At 45.2% G+C, this 21,204-nt stretch carries 21 protein-coding genes and 1 riboswitch; of the genes, 17 read left to right on the forward strand and 4 right to left on the reverse strand.

All coding sequences use genetic code 11. From position 1 onward, the window contains the following. The first annotated feature begins 140 nt into the window (after positions 1-140). The 4 genes from NSQ55_RS09215 (at position 141) to pyk (ending at position 4,047) form a co-directional block, all read left to right on the forward strand. On the forward strand, positions 141-329 hold the full coding sequence (locus NSQ55_RS09215; RefSeq protein ID WP_036678895.1) for a hypothetical protein: 189 nt from the start codon (positions 141-143) through the stop codon (positions 327-329). A 72-nt stretch (positions 330-401) separates the two neighbouring features. Further along, positions 402-1,295, forward strand: coding sequence for an acetyl-CoA carboxylase, carboxyltransferase subunit beta (gene accD / locus NSQ55_RS09220; RefSeq protein WP_076124903.1), 894 nt, complete (start codon positions 402-404; stop codon positions 1,293-1,295). Between the two features lies 1 nt (position 1,296). Further along, positions 1,297-2,298, forward strand: a complete 1,002-nt coding sequence (locus NSQ55_RS09225) for an acetyl-CoA carboxylase carboxyltransferase subunit alpha (RefSeq protein ID WP_036678900.1) — start codon at positions 1,297-1,299, stop codon at positions 2,296-2,298. Between the two features lie 330 nt (positions 2,299-2,628). Then, the gene (gene pyk, locus NSQ55_RS09230; protein ID WP_038569666.1) at positions 2,629-4,047 is read left to right on the forward strand and encodes a pyruvate kinase; all 1,419 of its coding nucleotides are present in this window, start codon (positions 2,629-2,631) and stop codon (positions 4,045-4,047) included. A 186-nt stretch (positions 4,048-4,233) separates the two neighbouring features. Here the strand turns inward: pyk and NSQ55_RS09235 are convergent, their stop codons facing one another. Beyond that, positions 4,234-4,935: a G1 family glutamic endopeptidase gene (locus NSQ55_RS09235; RefSeq protein WP_076184278.1), complete on the reverse strand. Its 702-nt coding sequence runs from the start codon at positions 4,933-4,935 to the stop codon at positions 4,234-4,236. Positions 4,936-5,063: 128 nt separating this feature from the next. Between NSQ55_RS09235 and NSQ55_RS09240 the strand changes: the two genes are divergently transcribed. The 3 genes from NSQ55_RS09240 to NSQ55_RS09250 are packed head-to-tail and all read left to right on the forward strand — an operon-like array spanning position 5,064 to position 7,209. Continuing rightward, positions 5,064-6,248: an MFS transporter gene (locus tag NSQ55_RS09240; protein ID WP_036678905.1), complete on the forward strand. Its 1,185-nt coding sequence runs from the start codon at positions 5,064-5,066 to the stop codon at positions 6,246-6,248. Between the two features lie 38 nt (positions 6,249-6,286). Beyond that, positions 6,287-6,814: a thioesterase family protein gene (locus tag NSQ55_RS09245; RefSeq protein ID WP_038569667.1), complete on the forward strand. Its 528-nt coding sequence runs from the start codon at positions 6,287-6,289 to the stop codon at positions 6,812-6,814. Then, complete coding sequence (locus tag NSQ55_RS09250) at positions 6,811-7,209, forward strand: FxsA family protein (protein WP_076124906.1); 399 nt, start codon at positions 6,811-6,813, stop codon at positions 7,207-7,209. The genes NSQ55_RS09245 and NSQ55_RS09250 overlap by 4 nt, the downstream gene beginning before the upstream one ends. Before the next feature lie 89 nt (positions 7,210-7,298). On the opposite strand, the gene ytvI is transcribed toward NSQ55_RS09250, so the two are convergent. Further along, a complete protein-coding gene (ytvI, locus tag NSQ55_RS09255) occupies positions 7,299-8,414 on the reverse strand; it encodes a sporulation integral membrane protein YtvI (RefSeq protein WP_339172757.1) in 1,116 nt (371 codons plus the stop codon). Between the two features lie 397 nt (positions 8,415-8,811). Here ytvI and citZ point away from each other — a divergent pair, with 397 nt between their 5' ends. The 4 genes from citZ to NSQ55_RS09275 all read left to right on the forward strand — a co-directional run bounded on the left by citZ (position 8,812) and on the right by NSQ55_RS09275 (position 12,945). Further along, a complete protein-coding gene (gene citZ / locus NSQ55_RS09260) occupies positions 8,812-9,924 on the forward strand; it encodes a citrate synthase (protein WP_036678915.1) in 1,113 nt (370 codons plus the stop codon). A gap of 147 nt (positions 9,925-10,071) precedes the next feature. Next, positions 10,072-11,367: an NADP-dependent isocitrate dehydrogenase gene (icd, locus tag NSQ55_RS09265; RefSeq protein ID WP_036678918.1), complete on the forward strand. Its 1,296-nt coding sequence runs from the start codon at positions 10,072-10,074 to the stop codon at positions 11,365-11,367. 80 nt (positions 11,368-11,447) lie between these two features. Then, on the forward strand, positions 11,448-12,389 hold the full coding sequence (mdh, locus tag NSQ55_RS09270) for a malate dehydrogenase (protein ID WP_076100099.1): 942 nt from the start codon (positions 11,448-11,450) through the stop codon (positions 12,387-12,389). A gap of 127 nt (positions 12,390-12,516) precedes the next feature. Continuing rightward, the gene (locus tag NSQ55_RS09275) at positions 12,517-12,945 is read left to right on the forward strand and encodes a hypothetical protein (protein ID WP_036678923.1); all 429 of its coding nucleotides are present in this window, start codon (positions 12,517-12,519) and stop codon (positions 12,943-12,945) included. A gap of 75 nt (positions 12,946-13,020) precedes the next feature. Here the strand turns inward: NSQ55_RS09275 and NSQ55_RS09280 are convergent, their stop codons facing one another. Beyond that, positions 13,021-13,905 carry an AraC family transcriptional regulator gene (locus NSQ55_RS09280; protein WP_139329862.1) on the reverse strand — a complete coding sequence of 295 codons (885 nt, stop codon included), beginning with the start codon at positions 13,903-13,905 and terminating at the stop codon, positions 13,021-13,023. Between the two features lie 248 nt (positions 13,906-14,153). Here NSQ55_RS09280 and NSQ55_RS09285 point away from each other — a divergent pair, with 248 nt between their 5' ends. The 6 genes from NSQ55_RS09285 to thiH all read left to right on the forward strand — a co-directional run bounded on the left by NSQ55_RS09285 (position 14,154) and on the right by thiH (position 20,517). After that, the gene (locus NSQ55_RS09285; RefSeq protein WP_254857031.1) at positions 14,154-16,406 is read left to right on the forward strand and encodes a GDSL-type esterase/lipase family protein; all 2,253 of its coding nucleotides are present in this window, start codon (positions 14,154-14,156) and stop codon (positions 16,404-16,406) included. Between the two features lie 95 nt (positions 16,407-16,501). After that, positions 16,502-17,374: an SDR family oxidoreductase gene (locus NSQ55_RS09290; protein ID WP_076184281.1), complete on the forward strand. Its 873-nt coding sequence runs from the start codon at positions 16,502-16,504 to the stop codon at positions 17,372-17,374. Positions 17,375-17,461: 87 nt separating this feature from the next. Beyond that, a riboswitch (TPP riboswitch) is annotated at positions 17,462-17,563 on the forward strand. A 110-nt stretch (positions 17,564-17,673) separates the two neighbouring features. Then, entirely contained in the window at positions 17,674-18,282 is a 609-nt protein-coding gene (locus tag NSQ55_RS09295) for a thiamine phosphate synthase (protein WP_339172762.1), read from the forward strand. A 38-nt stretch (positions 18,283-18,320) separates the two neighbouring features. Then, positions 18,321-18,524: a sulfur carrier protein ThiS gene (gene thiS / locus NSQ55_RS09300; protein WP_038569682.1), complete on the forward strand. Its 204-nt coding sequence runs from the start codon at positions 18,321-18,323 to the stop codon at positions 18,522-18,524. A 55-nt stretch (positions 18,525-18,579) separates the two neighbouring features. After that, entirely contained in the window at positions 18,580-19,347 is a 768-nt protein-coding gene (locus NSQ55_RS09305; RefSeq protein ID WP_038569684.1) for a thiazole synthase, read from the forward strand. Positions 19,348-19,380: 33 nt separating this feature from the next. Continuing rightward, positions 19,381-20,517, forward strand: a complete 1,137-nt coding sequence (thiH, locus tag NSQ55_RS09310; RefSeq protein ID WP_076184283.1) for a 2-iminoacetate synthase ThiH — start codon at positions 19,381-19,383, stop codon at positions 20,515-20,517. Positions 20,518-20,578: 61 nt separating this feature from the next. Here thiH and yfbR read toward each other — a convergent pair whose 3' ends face one another. Next, complete coding sequence (gene yfbR, locus NSQ55_RS09315) at positions 20,579-21,184, reverse strand: 5'-deoxynucleotidase (protein ID WP_139329863.1); 606 nt, start codon at positions 21,182-21,184, stop codon at positions 20,579-20,581. Positions 21,185-21,204: the final 20 nt, after the last annotated feature.

The raw sequence follows: 21,204 nt of genomic DNA on the forward strand, positions 1-21,204 counted from the left end.
CCCTTTATTTCGTTTGAACAAGTTCCTCAGTCTTGCTTCCTATGCCCTACTCCTGTTGCGGGAAAAAAGAAAACTGTGTTATCATAATTCCATTATACGGGATACGGCTGGGAATTAAGATTGGGGAGGCCTTGCAGGGCATGTGGACGGTAATATATATCGCGCCGACCGCCAGAGTGGCGGATATGATTAAGAGTAAGCTGACAGAAGAAGGTTTTTTGGTAGAATGCCGTCCAATCAATATGTCCAAGCAGCAGTTTGAGATATTGGTTCCTTCAGGTGAGCTGGAGGAAGTACAGGAAGTCCTTAATCTTATTCTGCATCCCTGAGTTTCTTACAAGACAAAAGTCATGACAGCGGCAAGCTGCATAACGCAAATAAACGGCTGAAGAGGTGCGGGTGTGTTCAAAGATTTATTTCAGAAGAAACGGAAGTACGCGACTATTCCTTCAGAACGTCTGGAGCGGAGCGGCGGGCCTGCGGAAGGCGAACGCCCCAAACGTGAAATCCCTGAAGGATTAATGAGCAAATGTAATAAATGCGGAACGATCCAGTATAGTAAGGAATTAGAGAAGAACCTAAAGGTATGTCCTAATTGTGGTCACCACTTGCGCCTAAATGCTGTGGAGCGCATTGCAATGACATTAGACCCTGAGGGCTTTATTGAGTTTGACAGTGAAATGTATTCTATCGACCCGCTGAAATTTCCGGGTTACGCTTCCAAAGTGGAGCAACAGCAGCTGAAATCTGGACAAACTGAAGCCGTAATTACGGGTCAGGGTTCCATTGGTGGCCATCCAGTCATCGTAGCTGTGATGAATTTTGAATTTTTCTCAGGCAGCATGGGCTCTGTAGTAGGGGAGAAGATCACCCGTGCGATAGAAGAGGCCACAGAGCAACAGCTTCCACTCCTTATTTTCTCTACTTCAGGTGGAGCGAGAATGCAGGAGAGTATTCTTAGTCTAATGCAAATGGCGAAGACCAGCGCTGCGCTGGCTCGTTTTAACGAGGTTGGAGGTCTTTACATCTCGATAATTACGGATCCTACTACCGGTGGAGTATCTGCGAGTTTTGCCAGCCTTGGTGATATAATTATTGCAGAGCCTGGAGCGGTATTTGGTTTCGCAGGACGTATAGTCATTGAGCAGACCATTCGCCAGAAGCTTCCGGATGATTTCCAGACCGCTGAATTTAATCTTCAGCATGGGTTGCTTGATATGGTCGTGCACCGCAAAGAAATGCGCGCTACATTGACTAAAATTTTGGAGCTGCATGACGTGAAAGGGGGATTTTAGGTTGGCAGGAGAGTTGCCTTTTGAAATGCCTCTGGTAGAAATGCGCAAGAAGATTGCTGAACTGAAGCAGTTTGGCGAAGAGAAGGGTATTGATTTTACGGACGAGGTAGCTAGGCTGGAAGAACGATACCGTGTGCTGGAGGAAGAGATATATTCTAATATTTCTCCTTCGCAAAAAATGCATTTGGCTAGACATCAAGGACGTCCGACTTCCCTTGATCTTATGGGGCAGATCTTCACTGATTTTATTGAACTCCACGGTGATCGGATGTTTGGGGATGATCTTGCTATTGTAGGCGGCATCGGTAAACTAAATGGGTTGCCGGTTACAGTTATTGGCCAGCAGCGCGGTAAAGACACCAAAGAGAATATTTTACGATTCTTCGGCAGTGCACACCCTGAGGGCTTCCGTAAAGCGCTGCGTCTGATGCAGCAAGCGGACAAGTTCAAACGTCCCATTATTACCTTCGTGGATACGAAAGGTGCATACCCAGGCAACACAGCCGAGGAAAGAGGTCAATCCGAAGCGATTGCCCGCAATTTACGCGAGATGTCTCAGTTTGGTGTCCCTGTAATCTGTGTGGTCATCGGTGAAGGCGGAAGCGGTGGCGCCCTGGCATTGGCGGTTGGAAATAGAGTGCTCATGCTGGAACATGCCATTTATTCGGCGATATCTCCTAACGGAGCGGCCTCTATTCTGTGGAAGGATGCTTCGAAGGCTGATCAAGCGGCAGAAGCCATGAAGATAACGGCTGCTGATCTGCTTGAGATGGAAGTTATAGAAGAGATCGTACCAGAGCCTAAAGGCGGCGCTCATCGGGATTACGAAGCAACGGCAGCGGCGATTAAGGATGCATTATGGCGGCATCTGCAGGAGCTTACCCAGATGAACTCAGTGGAATTGAAGGATGATCGATACCGTAAATTCCGTAAAATTGGTGAGTTTGCAGAGGCTCAGCAGGAACAAATTTTTATTGAAGAAGAAGTGAAGTCAGAAGTGTAAAAGTGCAAAATCATTTGCACTTTAAGACATATAGCTATACTTAGTGGGTCTTTTGGATATAGTGTAAAATATACAATTTATTGGAATTAAAATAATCTCGATCCACTAACGGGATTATTTTAATTTTTTTTATGTTTACAGAAAATTCGACTTAAAGTTACACCCAAAAGTGCCTACAACATTGATTTTGTGTCTGGTTTGCAGTAATATTCATAAGGGCGTACTTAAAGGCACATGTGACAAAGTTCCTATTTTATTAGTTAGCCTTGTAGTAGATTTTGTAGTTGGAAAAAGTGAGACAGAGAGAACGAAAAAACGGAGGAAAACCTAATGCGGAAAAGTAAAATTGTATGTACGATCGGACCTGCGAGTGAATCGTTGGAGAATATCAAAAAATTGATTTTGGCTGGTATGAATGTGGCCCGTCTGAATTTCTCCCACGGCGATTTCGAAGAGCACGGTGCTCGGATCAATACGATCCGTCAAGCATCTAAGGAACTGAACAAAACAGTTGCTATCCTGCTCGATACTAAAGGACCGGAGATTCGCACAGGCAAGCTGGAAGTAGAACCGATTGAACTTGTTCAGGACGAGTACCTGACACTGACTACGGAAGAGATCCTTGGTAATCAAGATCGTATTTCCATCACGTACAGCGAACTTCCTAACGATGTTCAAGTAGGATCCACAATCCTTATTGATGACGGTCTGATTGGTTTGACAGTTGTCGACATTCAAGGTACAGAAATCAAGACCCGTATTGTAAACGGTGGTACGATTAAGAGCAAGAAAGGCGTTAACGTACCAGGAGTAAACATCTCCTTGCCGGGTATTACGGAAAAAGACACCAACGATATTCTTTTTGGTATCGAACAGGACATCGATTTTATCGCCGCTTCCTTCGTTCGCAAAGCTAGCGACGTTCAGGAAATTCGTGAGCTGCTTGAGAAAAACAACGCTTCTCACATCCAAATCATTTCCAAAATCGAAAACCAACAAGGTGTTGACAACCTTGATGAAATTTTAGAAGCTTCTGACGGCCTGATGGTTGCTCGTGGTGACCTTGGTGTTGAAATCCCAGCTGAAGATGTACCTTTGGCTCAAAAATTGATGATTCAAAAATGTAACGTTGCTGGTAAACCAGTAATCACAGCTACACAAATGTTGGATTCCATGCAACGCAACCCACGTCCTACTCGCGCTGAAGCAAGTGACGTAGCAAACGCTATTTTAGATGGTACAGATGCAATCATGCTTTCCGGAGAAACTGCTGCTGGTAAATATCCAGTAGAATCCGTACTTACAATGTCCCGCATTGCTGAGAAAGCGGAATCCGCTCTGAACCACCATGAAATCTTCATGAAACAACAAACTGCACAAGAAACTACAGTTACAGAAGCAATCAGCCAATCCGTTGCAATTTCTGCTTTGGATCTGAACGCTAAGGCTATCATTTCTTCGACTGTAACAGGTCATACTGCACGCGTTGTTTCTAAGTACCGTCCTAAAGCACCAATCATTGCCGTTACAACACAAGAAAGAACTATGCGTCAATTGTCCCTCGTTTGGGGCGTAACGCCAGTGTTCGGACAAGTTGCATCTTCCACAGATGAGCTGCTGGAAACAGCAATCAAAGGTGGTAAGGATTCCGGTCTGGTTCAAACTGGTGACCTAGTTGTGATTACTGCAGGAATTCCACTTGGACGTTCTGGTTCCACTAACTTGGTAAAAGTAAGCACAATCGAGTAGTTCTCGATTGGCTTCACCTGTTTAACAGGTTCCATAAAGCTTAATTAAAGGGTTGTCTCAACTGTAGTGAAAATCTACAAGCGAGGCAGCCCTTTTTTTCGTGTTTATCAACATATTCGATTGAAGATTATGTTAAATCCATTTATGCTGTTAGTAACAAATCTTGAATGATAGGTTCGAGTATTTTTATTTGGGGTATGTTCGTTTGACAGTAAAAGAATCCCCACGATGGTTTGGACAAGAAGGAACGGCGATAGTAGCGTTATTTTGCACCATGATTCCTCCCATATTGAGAGTGAGCCTCGGACTTTTGCCATTAATTCGACAGCAATAGAAGCAAGTAGGGGAGACACGCGCCAGCTTTGCGATCGAGCCGTCTACCTCGGGAGCCTCCATAATCCATTCACCAGAGGTTTGTGGTCCGGTATATCGCTGTAATGTTCGAAAAATCCAATTTCGGCTCAAATTGCGGAGCGTAATCGTCCATTTGTTGCGGCCTACCTTCGTGATGTTCGCTTTTATATGGTCTCCAGGGCTCACTGGAAGGGGAATTACCGTTTCGACATCAGGAAGGATTTCCCACCAAGCGTAATACCGGGCACGGCCATTTACGAATTCATGGCCTGTACCCGTTTGGATCAGGCTGCTGTTCTTGAAACCGTCAATACCAATCCAAGCAGAGGAATAGGAAGGTTTAGAGGTTGGTTTTACATATGGAACGATCCATTCACCGGCAATGCGGTTAAAAGCCCCCTTTTTTCCAGTGATCGTATATCCGCTCCAGTTTGTTGAAGACCAGCCGAAGCCGGAGCTTTGAAATTTGTTCGCATTAGATTTGTCTTTTAGACATGGATGATTGACCCGATTAGAATTTTGCTTATCATTCAACTTGTCCACCGCCTTTATAGTACTGCTATATTAAATGCGGTGATTACATAGGAAGTACGGGTGTTCTGCTAAAATATAAGAGAGTGCAATGCTTGATTTAAGAAGCTGGAGAGGATTTGTAGCTTAAAATGGAAAAATTATCGAAGCTGCGTGGCTTTTATCTGTTTTTAGGATTGGCCGGCGGTTCATTTGGCTCATATCTAACGCTGCTGCTTGTCCACAATGGACTTGATAGCGGGCAGATAGGTATACTAATGGCAACAGGCACGCTAATTGCGATCACGATTCAGCCAATATGGGGAATTGTCTCGGATCGGTATAATCAGACGCGTTTGGTACTAATCCTAAGTGTGGCGATACCGGCTTTATTAGCCGTCTTTTACCGTTCGGAATATTTTATAGTGTTACTGCTGGTGTATACCCTCTCTACAATCTTTTCCTCGACACAGGCGCCTATAGCCGATTCTTACGCGATTTCAGCGGCGAAGAGGGCTGGGGCTACTTATGGCAGTATAAGGCTTATGATGAGCATTGGAGCGGCTGTGGGAGCCTATTTAGGCGGATTGTATGTATCGTCCTTCTCTGTATCCACGATATGGCTGCCCTTTCTTATGTTTAATCTGATTGCGGTTCTTATTGCATTGACGCTGCCGAAGCAGGCAGAAGAGAATCATATGATGCGGCAATCGTTTTCTCAGGGGGTTAAAAAGCTGCTGGGGAATCGGGTGTTCCTAGCGTTTTTGGGTGGCAGTTTTCTTGTGAACCAGACGATGACTGCTTTTGGAACCTACTTCGTCATTGCGTTTCAGTCGGTTGGAGGTTCAACTCGTTATGCAGGAATTGCGCTTTTCCTCGCATCTGTAACGAACGTGCCCTCCATGCTGTTTGCTTCCAAGGTAATCAAAAAGCTGGGGCGCGAGCGGACGCTGCTCCTTGGCGCACTTATTTATGTCTTGCGGTGGGGTATTCAGGTGGCTTTCCCTTATCCATCCGTAATGATTGGAGTGCAGGTACTGCATGGTCTGTCATTCGGGTTCTTTTATATTGCTGCCGTTGAATATGTATCTCAGATCACCTCTAACGAGATGCAGGCGACTGGGCAAAGTGTTTTTAATATGGTGTTCTCGGGTTTTGCCGGTGTTGTAGGCAATTTATTAAATGGATTCTTGCTCAATCAAGGCGGCGTAGAAGTGATGAACCTGTCTTGTATGTTGAGTTCAATTGCAGGAGCGATGCTGTTATTTTATGTCGCCAGAAGCTCCCGAAGCAAACTATCGACGACAAAGCTATCTTCAGACGGGGCCCGGGCCTAAGCTCTCCCTGCTGCCTATGCCGAAAGGAGTATTTATAAATGGAATTACAGCAAGACGGCTTGCGAAGCCGATGGTATGAGTCTACCCTGCGTGTTCGATACCAGGAAAGTGATCAGATGGGCGTAGTGTATCATGCGAATTATTTGAACTGGTTTGAGTCTGGCCGTACGGAGTTGTTACGTCAGCTTGGCTTTACTTATCGTGAGCTTGAGAATCAGGGAGTGCTGCTGCCTGTTACCTCAGCCGATTTGCAATTTAAAAGTCCGGCGCGATATGATGATCTTATCTCCGTGTATGCGCGAATGACTACCTTTTCGGCGTTAAGAGTCGCATTTGAGTATCAGGTGCGGAGGCTCTCGGAAGCAGAAGGTAGGAATTTAGAGGGTTCAGCGGCTACTTTGGGACAATTGCGGTCGATGGACCTCCCCGGGGAACTGCTGGTTACCGGCTCGACAAATCATGTTTGGGTGAATCGAGAATGGAAGCCTGCCAGGCTGGATAGAGCCCTTCCGGAGCTGTTTCACGCGATTAAAGGAGCGCTGCGGGAAGAAAGGGGTTCTGTATGATTAGAAGCAAATGGTTGTGGGCTGCATTATTTATCATTCCTGCCGTGGAATTATTCGGCTTTATCTTTGTAGCAGATCAACTTGGAGCATTCAAAACGCTGCTGCTTATGTTGACGACCTCGGTTATCGGACTATTGATGATGCGTTTCGAAGGGAATAAAGTGCTGCAAGACAGCAGAACACATATGCAGGAGGGACGCGTTCCTGGCCGGACGATGCTGGATGGCCTATGCATTTTTTTCGGTGGCTTACTGCTGATCTTACCTGGCTTCATAACGGATATTGTAGGTTTCTCCTTGGTGTTTCCGTTGACTCGGCCTTTGTATCGTATATTTTTGCTGAAGTGGATTGAGAAAAAGATGAAAAACGGCACCTTCACCTTTTACCGCCGCTAGTCATAATCAAAACAAAAACAGAGCGGGCACCTGTCATTGATAGGAGCCCGCTCTGTTTTGCTATTCCAAGTATTGTAGGGTATTGTTTATTATCTTAGTCTTCCGCTGACAATATAGCTGTGTAATGCGTGAAATACACCTGCTCGGTTAAAGGCTACAAGAATAACTAGAATAACGGGACCGATGATCAGCCCAAGCATACCGAACAGCTGCAAACCTGCAAACATGCCGACCAGCATAGCAAGGGGATCAAGCCCAATGCTGCTGGCGAGCACTTTCGGCTCAAGCACTTGGCGGGTTACAAGGATAACGGCATATAGGATAGTAAGTCCGATCCCCAGTGCCAGATTGTCTGTCATGTAAGAGTATAACGCCCAAGGAATCATTACGATTCCAACCCCTAAATAAGGCAACAGATCCACAAAACCAATCATTAAGCCAATAGCGAAAGCAGATTTTACACCCAAGAGCAGCAACCCGATCACGACAATGACCGCTGTAATGGAGATCAGGATTAGCTGAGCCCGGAGATAGCCGAAGAGAGCTTTTCGCAGATCCCGCCAGATACCCGATACCGGCTTTAAGAATGGGGCTGGCAGCCAGCCTGTGAGTTTGGCATTATGTCTTTCCCAGCTAGTACTAATAAAAAAGGCAGCGAGAACGACCACGATAAGAATTGTACCCATACTGGGTAGAGCGGAGATCAGCTTTAAAATCACATTAAAAAATCCGGTCACCACTTGCGTAACTGCGTAACCAACGGTTTCCGTTGTTCTGCTGATATTGCTGTCAATGGTGGCGTGATAGTCAGGATTGTCGCGGTAGAACTGATTTATCTGGTTAATGATATTCTGTATGCTTGCATTCTGGCTCAAGGACAGCAGAAGCTCTCTCCATTGGTCCGTATGAAGATTAAAGGTCTGCAGCAGCACGATCAATTCTTTCACTAGCCTTGTAATCATCGCGGTCAGTACAAGTGCGGTTCCGCCTATGTAAAATAGCAGCGAGAGCGACACCGCCAGCCACGCTGGGAGCTTAAGGCCTTTAAGAATCAACACTAGTGGATGCATGATATAAGCGAGCAACCAAGCGAGCAGGAGGGGGTATAACAGCGGAAGCAATAAATAGATTGCCAGCAGGAGGATAGAGGTAGCCAGAACGACCCACAGGCCGCGCAGCAGTCTTTTAAATGCTAATCGGTCCATACGAAGATCTACACCTCCTTCATTCCTGCGGATGCAGGGGAATAAAAGCTCGTCTTCATATATATTCATAGAACCTATTTAAAGACTAGGAAACGGGATAAATATTGGGCTGAACCGGATGCTATAAACTAAAATCTCAACTGTGAATCAAGGGTTTAGAAGTTTTTTTCTATCTCTGTGATAAAATCATTTGATGCGCTGCAAAGCTTCCACATTGTTCACATAACCGACAAAATCCAGTATGATGAATAAAGATTCGATTACGAAAGTCAGACAACATCCTCGCCGGATATGTCCTTGAACTGCACTCCTTAGATTTTTCAATGCTTTAAATTGGAAATGTTTACATGAAACCGAGAATGCTTTTTATACCTTGTTGGCAAAGGAGAGATATGCTATGACAGCTACCAAAGGCTTGGAAGGTATCGTTGCAACAACTTCATCCATTAGCTCTATTGTGGATGGGGTACTCACTTACCGTGGTTATGATATTGATGATCTCGCAGAAAATGCTACCTTCGAAGAAACCGCTTATTTATTGTGGTTTGGCAGTCTACCAACAACACCAGAGCTGGAAGCGCTCAAACGGGATTTCAGTGCTTTCGCACGGATTCCTGAGCCAGTCATCGAGCAAATGAAGCTCTATCCAAAAGACACCAACACCATGGCAGCATTGCGGACTGCTGTATCAAGCCTTGCTCTCTATGATGAAGCGGCTGACGATATGAGTAGAGAAGCTAACGAGATTAAAGCAGTAAAACTACAGGCACAGCTCCCGACGGTTGTGGCGGCCCTATCGCGTATTCGCAAAGGTCTGGAACCTGTGGCTCCTAAAGAAGGCGTCTCGATTGCCGAGAACTTCCTGTATATGTTATGGGGAAAAGAGCCTGACAGTGTATCTGTTAAAGCGCTTGATACCGCACTTGTGCTTCATGCGGACCATGAGCTGAATGCTTCAACTTTTGCAGGCAGAGTTACGGTTGCAACCTTGTCCGATATTTATTCCGGCGTGACCTCCGCTATCGGCGCACTAAAGGGTCCACTTCACGGTGGGGCGAATGAAGCCGTTATGAAGATGCTTGAAGAGATCGGAAGTTTGGAAGCGGTTGAACCTTATATTCGTAAGAAGCTGGATAACCGCGAGAAGATCATGGGCTTCGGCCATAGAGTATACAAAAATGGTGATCCACGTGCTAAACACCTGATGAAAATGTCACTTGAACTTGGCACAATGAAAAATGATACTACGCTGTATGATATGTCCGTAAATATCGAGGAATTGATTACCGGACAAAAGGGACTTAAACCGAATGTTGATTTCTATTCGGCATCAGTTTATACACAGCTGGGTATTGAACGTGAGCTGTTCACTCCTATCTTTGCAATTAGCCGGACTTCAGGCTGGACTGCACATATTCTGGAGCAATATACAGATAACCGTATTATCCGGCCACGTGCAGAATACACAGGTATGATTGAACAGAAATACGTTCCAGTAGACGAAAGATAGAAGGGCAGCCTTGCGGGCTGCTCCTAAAGTTTAGTAGAATGAACCCTAGAATATATGCAATAATGCATATTCATACGTAGAGAGTTTTGTTCGAGGCTTGTCCATGAGAAATTAAATCCCACAAAACTTTAGGAGGAATACACTCAAATGTTGAAACTAGAAAAATTCGATCTGCCAACAGAAGGCGAACAAATCACAATTAAAGATGGTAAACTGCAGGTTCCTAATCATCCAATCATTCCTTTTATCGAGGGTGACGGCACAGGCCGTGATATTTGGAAGGCCTCCAAACGCGTACTTGATGCAGCAGTAACTAAAGCTTATGGCGGCACAAAGCAAATCGCTTGGTACGAAGTTTTTGCTGGCGAAAAAGCCTTCAATACATATGGCGAATGGCTGCCAAATGATACTTTGGAGGCAATCCGTGAATATTTTGTAGCTATTAAAGGTCCACTTACGACTCCAATCGGAGGCGGTATTCGTTCATTGAACGTAGCTTTGCGTCAAGAGTTGGATTTGTACGTATGTCTGCGTCCAGTTCGTTATTTCGAAGGGGTTCCTTCTCCTGTTAAACGTCCTGAGTTGGTGGATATGGTTATTTTCCGTGAGAATACGGAGGATATTTATGCAGGGATTGAATATCAAGAAGGTTCTGCTGAAGTGAAGAAAGTCATCGAATTCCTGCAAAAAGAGATGGGAGTTAACAAAATCCGTTTCCCTGAAACTTCTGGTATTGGTATCAAACCAGTATCCTCCGAAGGTTCAAAACGTTTGGTACGCGCTGCTATTGAATATGCGATCAAACACGGACGCAAGAGCGTAACGCTTGTGCACAAAGGAAACATCATGAAGTTCACTGAAGGTGCCTTCAAAAACTGGGGTTATGAAGTTGCTGAGCAAGAGTTCGGAGATAAGGTCTTCACTTGGAATCAATACGATGTGATTAAAGAACGTGAAGGTGAAGCTGCTGCCAATGCTGCTCAGAAGGATGCTGAAGCTGCGGGCAAAATTATCATCAAGGATGCCATTGCGGATATCGCATTGCAACAAGTTCTGACTCGTCCGACTGATTTTGATGTTATTGCTACCTTGAACCTGAACGGGGATTACCTGTCTGACGCGCTTGCTGCGCAAATCGGCGGTATCGGTATCGCTCCTGGAGCGAACATTAACTATATTTCTGGACATGCGATTTTTGAAGCCACTCATGGCACCGCACCTAAATATGCAGACAAAGATGTTGTGAACCCTGGTTCCGTGATTCTGTCCGGCGTAATGTTGCTGGAGCATCTGGGTTGGCAGGAAGCAGCAGATCTGATTTATAAAGGTATGGAAACAGCTATTAATAACAAAACCGTGACTTATGACTTTGCCCGCCTGATGGAAGGCGCAACTGAACTGAAATGCTCTGCATTTGCCGACGAGATTATTAACCACCTCTAAGATAGGCTGGCTCAACCAACTGAATATATTGAAGTTTAGCTAATACAAGCTATACCGACACCGTTCTAGGAGGAGAATCCTTGGCAATCAAACGTTATAAAATTACAGTTGTAGGTGCCGGTTTTACTGGGGCTACTACAGCTCTTATGCTTGCTCAAAAGGAGCTTGGTGACGTTGTGCTGCTTGATATCCCACAAATGGAGAACACAACCAAGGGGAAGGCACTAGATATGCTGGAAGCAGGTCCTGTACAGAAATTTGACAGTCAAATTACAGGAACCTCAAGCTATGAAGATGCTGCGGATTCAGATATTGTAATCATCACTGCAGGGATTGCCCGTAAACCTGGAATGAGTCGCGATGATCTCGTGAACACCAATGCAGGTATTGTGAAGTCGGTATGCGAGAACATAAAACGTGTAGCACCAGATTCCATCGTAATCATTCTGAGTAATCCAGTTGACGCTATGACCTATGCGGCATTTAATGCGCTGGGTTTTCCGAAGAGTCGCGTAATTGGACAATCCGGAGTGCTGGATACAGCCCGTTATAACACGTTTATTGCACAAGAGCTGAAGGTATCTGTTGAAGATGTACGTGGTTTCGTATTAGGCGGACACGGCGATGATATGGTACCGCTCGTAAGGTATTCCAGTGTCGGTGGCATTCCAATTGATACATTGATATCTGCGGAGCGTATTGATGAGATTGTGCAACGTACACGTGTGGGTGGCGGAGAGATTGTTAACCTCTTAGGGAATGGTAGTGCTTATTATGCACCAGCGGCTTCTTTAGTTCAGATGGCGGAAGCTATCTTGAAGGACAAAAAACGGATCATTCCGGTTATCGCTTTGCTCGAAGGAGAATATGGCTACGATAACCTGTTCATGGGTGTTCCGGCGTTACTTGGTGCCAATGGTATCGAGAAAATTTTTGAACTGGAGCTTACAGCTGAGGAAAAAGCGGCTTTAGATAAGTCTGCTGAATCCGTGCGTAGCGTAACAGCTGTGCTAACTGTATAGATTGTGACAGAGGTATGAAGAAACCCCCATTTTGTTCACTTAAAATGGGGGTTTCCTTTTCTTCTTAAGCAATAATGGGTATAATTAAATGTAACTATTATCACAGTTAAATCGGAGGAGATATGTTATGGATTGGAACGTTTTGTTTTTCTTACATATGATCGGAACCTTGGCACTTGGCTTCTACCTTGTGCTACCCTTTATCCTAGGACGTGCAGAGAAACTGTCGTCTGGGGCTAAAGAAGGAACGTTAAGTGCAGTAACCGGATTTAATCGTTTTGCGCAGTATGGATTGGTGATCCAACTCCTTACAGGCGGTTACATGATGACCAAAGGTGATTATTCAGTAGCGTGGATGATTATTGTTGTTGTGTTACTGCTAGCGATGTTTGCGCTTGGCGGTATTATGAGCAAGCCTTTGCGTCTTGCAGCAGCTGGAATTCGTGAGAACCGCGACGTTAGCGCAGAGACTGGCAAATTGCGCACACTTAGTGCACTGCTTACGGTGTCATTGCTATTGATGGTATTCTTTATGGTGTTTAACGACATAGTTTAATTTACAGCGAATTATACCCGCCTCCGTAATGGAGAGCGGGTTTTTCGTATGTTCCGGTAATTTATCTTCATTCCGTTAATCCCTGATAGGATCCGTATAAGACTTCGGCCGGTAATTTAACGGAGAAACACCCGTCCATCGTTTGAATTGTCGGCTGAAGTGGCTCTGGGAAGCAAACCCGAGTTGTTCAGAAATCATCTGTATTTTTAAATCGGTATGAAGCAGCAAATGTTTTGACTTCTTTAATCTTAGATTAGTTATGTACTGCCTAGGAGATATCTTATATACCTTTGTAAACAACTTATGGCACTGCACCCGACTTAAGCAAAGCTGCTCAGCAATCAAATTAACCGTGAGCTCCGGCAAATGAATATTGGCTGCAATATATTTTTCGATCTGATGAGCAGTTTCCACCTCGTACAAAGAGTTTGCTTGTCGCGCTGCGTTGGAATTCTCCGAATTCGAGAGCTGTACATCAATGAGTTCAGTCAAAATCATCAGGATGATCGCTTGCAAACGAAGCCTTTCTTTTACAAGAATCATTTCTTCAATTTCCTCGGGAAATCCAGTGGAGGCCGTCGTGGCGAGAATATTGTTCTTAATAAATTCATCCAAATGTTCCAGTTGGTGATTTAATCCCGAATGCTGCATTTGCTGGTTATTCCATTTCTGTACAGCTTGAGACTGAAACCAATCACGAAACTTTAAATCGTCAATATCGAAATGAAAGGAGAGGTAGATATAGTTGCTCAGGCCAGAATTAACTACATAATGACGTAAGCCAGGTGGAATAATTAACCAATCTCCTTTACCAAAGGCAATGGAACTTCCTTCTACATATTGATGGGAGTTGCCGTCGTAGCAATACAATAGTTCGAAGATTTTGTGATGATGATCAGGGTATGCCCACCCAGGTTCTGCTACACGATAATGAACACCGATCAGCTGCAGTGTACTCATAATGTTCGGAAAGCTGACTTTGTAAGCGATAGGAGTTCTCCTCCTTAGGATCAATAGGGATGTTCTTAATTATATCAAGGATACCTATACATATGACCGTTTTGCAGTGCGAGCCGTTGATCATTCCATAGTTTTCTTTACAAAAGGTCAAAAAAAAGAATGAAATCATCATTTGAATCACTTTAGAGAACAGGGATAATGGAGGAACCTAGGGAAGTATTTCGAGAAACGGAAGGAAGTGTAATGAAGTGGGAAAGTTGTGTAGGAATATACTAATCTTATCTTCTTTACTAATGGCTTCATTGACTCTTACTCACGGTAAAACAGAGGCATCCCTATTAAAAGATGGGGCAGAGAGGCAGCCTCCAACCCAAATTGCAAGCGTATACAAGTTTAATTTTACAAACCAAGTTAAAACAGGATATCAATCCGTTAGGTATGATCCTAATCGCGGTGCACAATTGTATGACTCATCTTTAGGTTATGGTTTTGTTCAAGAGACCAACGCTTTACCCGCCAGAGAAGTGCACACCGACTCAATTACATCCGATGGAACAGGTTTTTTCATCACAGAACCTATTTTTTTTGCTGAACCTAAATCTGAGAAAGATAATTATAACAACTACGGAATGGCGTTTCGAATGGATGCTCCCCCTGGAACCTACAACGTATATGTAAAAACGACTTCTGACGCAGAGGATGGGATCGTGTCAGTATCAGGAATGCAGACCAGCCGCTTGTTGAAAAGTGGACATTGGGACGCTGCAAAGCTTGTACCCGTCAAGCATACGGCTGTAGCCAAAGGGAAAGAGTGGACTTATACGTATGTAAACGGCCGTGACCATATAGATATTGAGATCGAACCGAACAAAGTGAACACAGCTGTGGGGATTGAGGAGATCATACTGGAACCGATTTTGCCACAGCATAGAGCAGTTGGTGCTCTTCCGAATTTATTTATACTTGGAGATTCCACGGTCAAGTCCTACACCTTCGACGAAGCACCAATGAGTGGTTGGGGCCAGATTATTGGCAGTATGTTTAATCAACATAAATTGAGTGTAACTAACTATTCCATGGGAGGACGCTCGTTTAAAAATGCCTATACAGAAGGTCGACTGAACGACATTTTACTGAATGGCAGCATTGGAGATTATGTGTTTATTCAATTCGGACACAATGATGAGAGCGCAGATGAGTTCAGACGTTACGGCAGAGGTTCGACAGAAGCAATGTATGAAAATTACCTTAAAGAAGTCTATCTCCCTGCGATTCAAGCCCGGGGCATGATACCAGTACTGGTAACCCCAATGTCCAGAATTAAAGGGAATGCAAGTCCGGGATATATCTATGAAAATTCTTTTAAATCAAGAAAGTTTGTAGATATTCTTAAACGGGTCGCAGATGAATCTGGAGTTACACTTATTGACCTTAACTCGGAAAGTCTGAAATATTATAACGAGATCGGTGTAGAAGCAATAACATCCCTCTTCATGTCAATTGAAGCCGGAGAAACGCCAGGCAAAACAAATGACGGAAGTTACGCTAACGGGCATCCTTCAAAGAAAGTCGATGGGACTCATTTTAAAGAAGCGCTCTCCAAACAATTTTCACGGATGATTGTCACGGAGCTTGTAAAGAAAGGTGCTACTGGCGATTCTACTGCTGCCTCCATTACTCCTTACCTTAAAGGGAACGTTAAGCATGCGGCACTAACAGGGAACTGGGGTAAGATTTTTCCGGAAATAACGAATGATACGACGACTGGGGAAGCTGCTTATTACCGTAATCAAATTGAAAAATTAATCCAGCTGGGAGTAATGGGCAAAGACCGTCAAGGGAATTTTAATCCGGATACGGAGATGACAGTTGCTGAATTCACACGCAGTATTTCTAAGTTAATGAAAGTGGAAAGATCAGATCTTGCCTATTATCCGAAAGGTAAGCTGTCACGTGAAACGATGGGTGCTATTCTCTATGACGTTTACCAAATAAAGTTTGCTAATAAACCTAAGTACATGACTGATTATAACGGCACAGCAGTAGTGCCAGGAGATCCTGGCTATGATTCGAATCTGGAGCCAGGAGCTAGAGGTGCGATGTACTATCCTCTTGTATCCTGGACGCAGCTTGTTGATACAGCGGACATTTCTCCTTATTTAATTTCAAAAGTGAAAAGTGCATATGAATTAGGACTCATTAGATCTGAAGTGGGGATTGCCAGAGGCGAAATGGTCAATGGGACAGAACTAGAACCTAAAGCTATAGTGACCCGGGAGAAAGCGGCCAAAGCTCTGTACTTTATGTGGGTGCTGGAACATGAAGTGAATGCAGAAAATCATGTTTCTTCTCAAAATAGTCAGGGTGAACAATTCAAGGCACAGCAGCGATGCTGTGTCTATTTGTATGCAGTGAATTCCTCTCCACTTACAGCAGTGTATCTCTCACGGTTGTTTATTTCTACTTTCATTGTGGTAAGTAAGATTCGTAAAGCGATTTAAGAAAATGACAAACCCAGCGTATAAACGTGCATAGTTGTGCCATCCTAAGACGATCAGTTAACTATCAATTTGCTTAACGAGAGGAGATAGGGAAGATGTCAGGCAACAATAAACAAGCTACAAAAACCTTACCCCCACAGGAGCAGCATCATCAGCCAGGGATTGAGAGTGAAATGACGCCGCTGCCCAAATACGAGCCGGCAAATTATAAATCAGCAGGTAAACTGCAAGACAAGGCGGCGTTAATTACCGGTGGAGACAGCGGAATTGGGCGTGCAGTTGCTGTGCTTTTTGCTAAAGAAGGCGCTGATGTGGTCATTTCATATCTTAATGAACACTCAGATGCAGAGGAAACTAAACGTCAGGTCGAGCAGGAAGGCCGCAAATGTATCCTAATTCCAGGTGATATCGGTGACGAGAAATTCTGTAAGGATCTTATTAAACAGACGGTGGAGGGCTTAGGAAAGCTTGATATTCTCATCAATAACGCGGCAGAGCAACATCCGCAAGCTAAGATCGAGGATATTACTTCCGAGCAGCTTGAGCGTACTTTCCGTACGAATATATTTGCGATGTTCTATTTAACAAAAGCAGCTATGCCTCATTTAAAAGCAGGATCTACAATTATAAATACAACTTCAATTACCGCTTATCGCGGAAGCCCGCAGCTGCTGGACTATTCATCAACTAAAGGAGCTATTCTTAGCTTCACACGATCCTTGTCCACGAATCTGGCAGAGAAGGGCATACGGGTAAACGGTGTTGCACCAGGTCCAATCTGGACACCGCTGATTCCCTCTACCTTTGATGCAAAACAGGTTAGCGAGTTTGGAGGTACACAGCCTATGAAACGGCCTGGACAACCAGAAGAGCTGGCACCAGCCTATGTATATCTGGCCTCTGACGATTCCAGTTATGTGACTGGACAGGTTATTCATGTAAATGGTGGCGAGGTAGTAAACGGTTAGATCAGTACAGCTAATGTGAATAAATGGGTGTATTTCAATAAAAAAATATGTTACTATAAACCACGTTAGCATTTTAAAATTGTATATTTATGTCACTAGGGGTGCCGATTGGCTGAGACGGAATGGATTTCCGGACCCTTTGAACCTGATCTGGTTAAGACCAGCGTAGGGAAGTGGAGAACGAATTTCTGTTGTCGGGCTATTTGTAGTGCCGTCTATATACAGATTCTGACTGCCTTCCTTACGGGGGGCAGTTTTTTTGTTTTTTACTGACCTATAGGGAAGTGAGAAAGGAGATCGTGATATTGCAAGCTGAGATCCATCTAATATCAGACGGCAAGCTGCAACTGAGACATTTTGTTGAACTAGCTGTCACGGTGCAGATATGGGTCGATTATATTCACCTGAGAGATAAGCAATGTCCTGCACGCGAACTACTCGCTGCGGCACAGGAGCTGTTGGCTGCCGGTATGCCCGCTACCAAACTGATAATCAACGACCGGATCGATGTAGCCTTGGCAGCTGGTGCCGCGGGGGTTCAGTTGGCTTGGCACAGTCTGAGTCCGGTTACAGCCCGGCGAATTGCACCTCAGCTTCGGCTGGGGAGATCGGTTCATTCTCCGGAAGAAGCGGCGAATGCCTCAGAGCAGGGAGCTGATTATTGCTTGTTTGGTCATGTATTTCCCTCGGATAGCAAGTTAGGGCTGCCCGCACGTGGGTTAGAGCTGCTTGCAGAAACGGTGAAGACCAGCTCTATTCCTGTAATTGCGATTGGCGGAATTAGCCCCGCTAATGCGGCGCAGATCATCAGGAAAGGTGCGGCAGGAGTTGCTGTGATGTCCGGTATTTGCGGAGCGGATGATCCTTATGAGGCCGCCAAAGCTATTCATAAGGCGGTTCATTCATAGCCTGGAGGTAACAGCACGGGCGAAGGGGGTGATTCAGAATGAAGCTGTTGATTAACGGGAAATCCGCAGAGTGTTCTGGTGGTATTCAAACTATAGCTGATTTGATCAGTCTTCCTGAGTGGTCAGGTCGTCTGATGATCATTGAGCTGAATGGAGAAATTGTCAGTAAGGAGAATTATGAAAGTACTGCTCTGAGCGAGGATGATCGTTTGGAACTGGTGCACTTTGTTGGTGGGGGTTGAGATGGAGCGGTATAGAATTTTGAGAAATTTATAAGAACCAAAGGGAGGTAATTTCATGCATGACCCGTTACATATTGGCGGCATCGAATTAACCAGTAGATTATTTATCGGAACCGGAAAATATAGCCGGAATACGTTGATCCCCGAAGTGATCGCAAGCTCTGGTTCTCAGGTGATTACTGTAGCGCTTCGCCGAGTGGACCCGCAAGGTGGAGCAGAAAATATCATGAACCACATTCCCGGCCACATGACTCTTCTGCCTAATACCTCAGGAGCGCGTACAGCGGAAGAGGCAGTCCGTATTGCAAGATTAGCAAGAGCTGCGGGACTGGGGAACTGGGTCAAGATCGAAGTGATCAATGATCAGAAATACCTGCTTCCAGATAATCTGGAGACCATACGAGCTACAGAGATTTTAGCAGCGGAGGGTTTTGTAGTATTGCCATATATGAGTCCGGACCTTTCGGCTGCTTTACGTCTGAGAGATGCCGGTGCTGCTGCTGTGATGCCGCTTGGTGCGCCGATCGGGACGAATCGCGGCCTGCGCACCAAGGAGCTTGTGCGTATTCTTATTGAAGAAGTGAATTTGCCGATTATTGTAGACGCCGGGATTGGCAAGCCCTCGGAAGCGGCGGAAGCAATGGAGATGGGGGCCGCTGCTGTTCTGCTTAATACGGCTATCGCAACGGCACGTAATCCGCTCGTCATGGCGGAAGCGTTCCGCGAGGCGATATCCGCTGGCCGCAAAGCTTATTTGGCAGGACTGGGTCCTGTAGAAGAAGTTGCTTTTGCTTCGTCACCGTTGACTGGATTTTTGAACTGAATTTGATAGGTCACGAAAGGAGGGAACATTAGCATGAGCTTTTTTGACACACTGGCCCGCTTGGAGCAGTATCCTTATGAGCAGCTGTGGAAGGAGTTCCGGGAGGATGACGTTAAGCGGGCGCTTGGAAAAGACAAGCTGAACGAAAATGATTTGCTGGCATTGCTTTCTCCGGCAGCAACGCCGCTGCTAGAGGAGATGGCGTTGGCTGCACAGCGACTGACCCGTGCACATTTTGGTTATTCGATGCAGCTGTTCACACCGATGTATCTTGCGGATTTTTGTGTGAATCATTGTACCTACTGCAGCTTCAGCTCCATTTATGATTTTCCGCGCAAAAAGCTGTCCTTGGAGGAGGTCCGCAGGGAGGCTGAGAAGATTGCAGCTACAGGTCTGCGGCATATCCTCATTTTGACTGGTGAATCGCGCCGGGAGAATCCTGTCTCATATATTAAGGATTGTGTAGTTGTACTTAGAGAATTTTTTTCCTCCGTCAGTATTGAGATAAATCCTCTATCAACTGCAGAATATAAAGAGCTTCTTCAAGCAGGGGTGGATGGATTAACACTATACCAAGAGGTGTACCACCAGGAGACTTACAGAAAGCTGCATGTTAAAGGGCCTAAAAGAAACTACCGGAATCGCCTGGATGCACCTGAACGCGGCTGTCAGGCAGGTTTTCGTTCTGTGAATATTGGTACGTTGCTCGGGATGTATGATTGGCGGCAAGAGGCATTCCAAAGTGCCATGCATGCCCGCTATTTGCAGGATCGGTATCCAGATTGCGAGATCAGTCTGTCACCTCCACGGTTTCGGCCTTATTTAGGGGAATTTAACCCGGAGTGTGATGTTACCGACCGATCGCTAGTGCAGATTATTTTGGCATACCGGTTATTTTTACCCCGTTCGGGCATTACTTTATCTACAAGAGAGCCTGCCTCTCTACGCGATCATTTAATTCATCTAGGAATAACTAAGATGTCAGCCGGGGTCACTACTGAGGTGGGCGGTCACACTAATGCAGGGGGAACTCCGCAATTCGAAATATCCGATAGCCGTAGTGTGCAGGAGATTACGGAAATGCTATATACGAAGGGTTTGCAGCCCATTTTTAAAGACTGGGATATCCTGACCGAATCAGCAACGAACGCTTGTATTATCAATTATTAATCACTAAATGGACCCCTGCGAGATTTATGCGGAGGTCCATTTTTTATTGTATAGAGGGTGTTTAGTTTCCGGCAGAGAGCTCATCGAGAGACATTTCGAAACTCGGTGCCATATGAGTCAGAAAATAATCCACTTCCTGCAGGCCAAACCCACGAAGTTTTGCTGCTGTCTGCTCCTTCGCGGCGGCGAATTCTCGGTTTCCTGCAGCAACTTCCCATACGCATTTCAAATAAGCATCCAGCCGATCAGCGGCTTTCACATAGCTGTGCAGCAGAATGTCCTCCGAATCGGGAGGGCTGTCTTCCGGTCGTATAAGCTGAGTGTAGATGCTTTTCAGCTCTGATGGAATCATTCCAGTTAAGCGATCAGCCGCAACTTTCTCCATTTCGCGGAAGCTGGTGAGCAAGCGAGGATTGTTGTATTTTACCGGCGTGGCGATGTCACCTGTGAACACTTCGCTGGCATCATGGAACAGAGCTATGGTTGCTGCTCGTTCCGCGTTTAGTGAACGTCCAAAATGAACATTACCGATGGAACAGAGCATATGTGTGAGCAATGCAACATGAAAAGAATGCTCAGCGACGTTCTCCGGTGCGGTGCTGCGCATCAAGCTCCAGCGCTGAATATACTGAAGACGATATAGATAGGCAGAAAAATGGTAGCTCAATTTTAAAGTAACCCCTTTCA

The organism is Paenibacillus sp. FSL H7-0943 (genome assembly GCF_037963265.1).
In the GTDB taxonomy this organism is placed as follows: Bacteria; Bacillota; Bacilli; order Paenibacillales; family Paenibacillaceae; genus Paenibacillus_AQ; species Paenibacillus_AQ odorifer.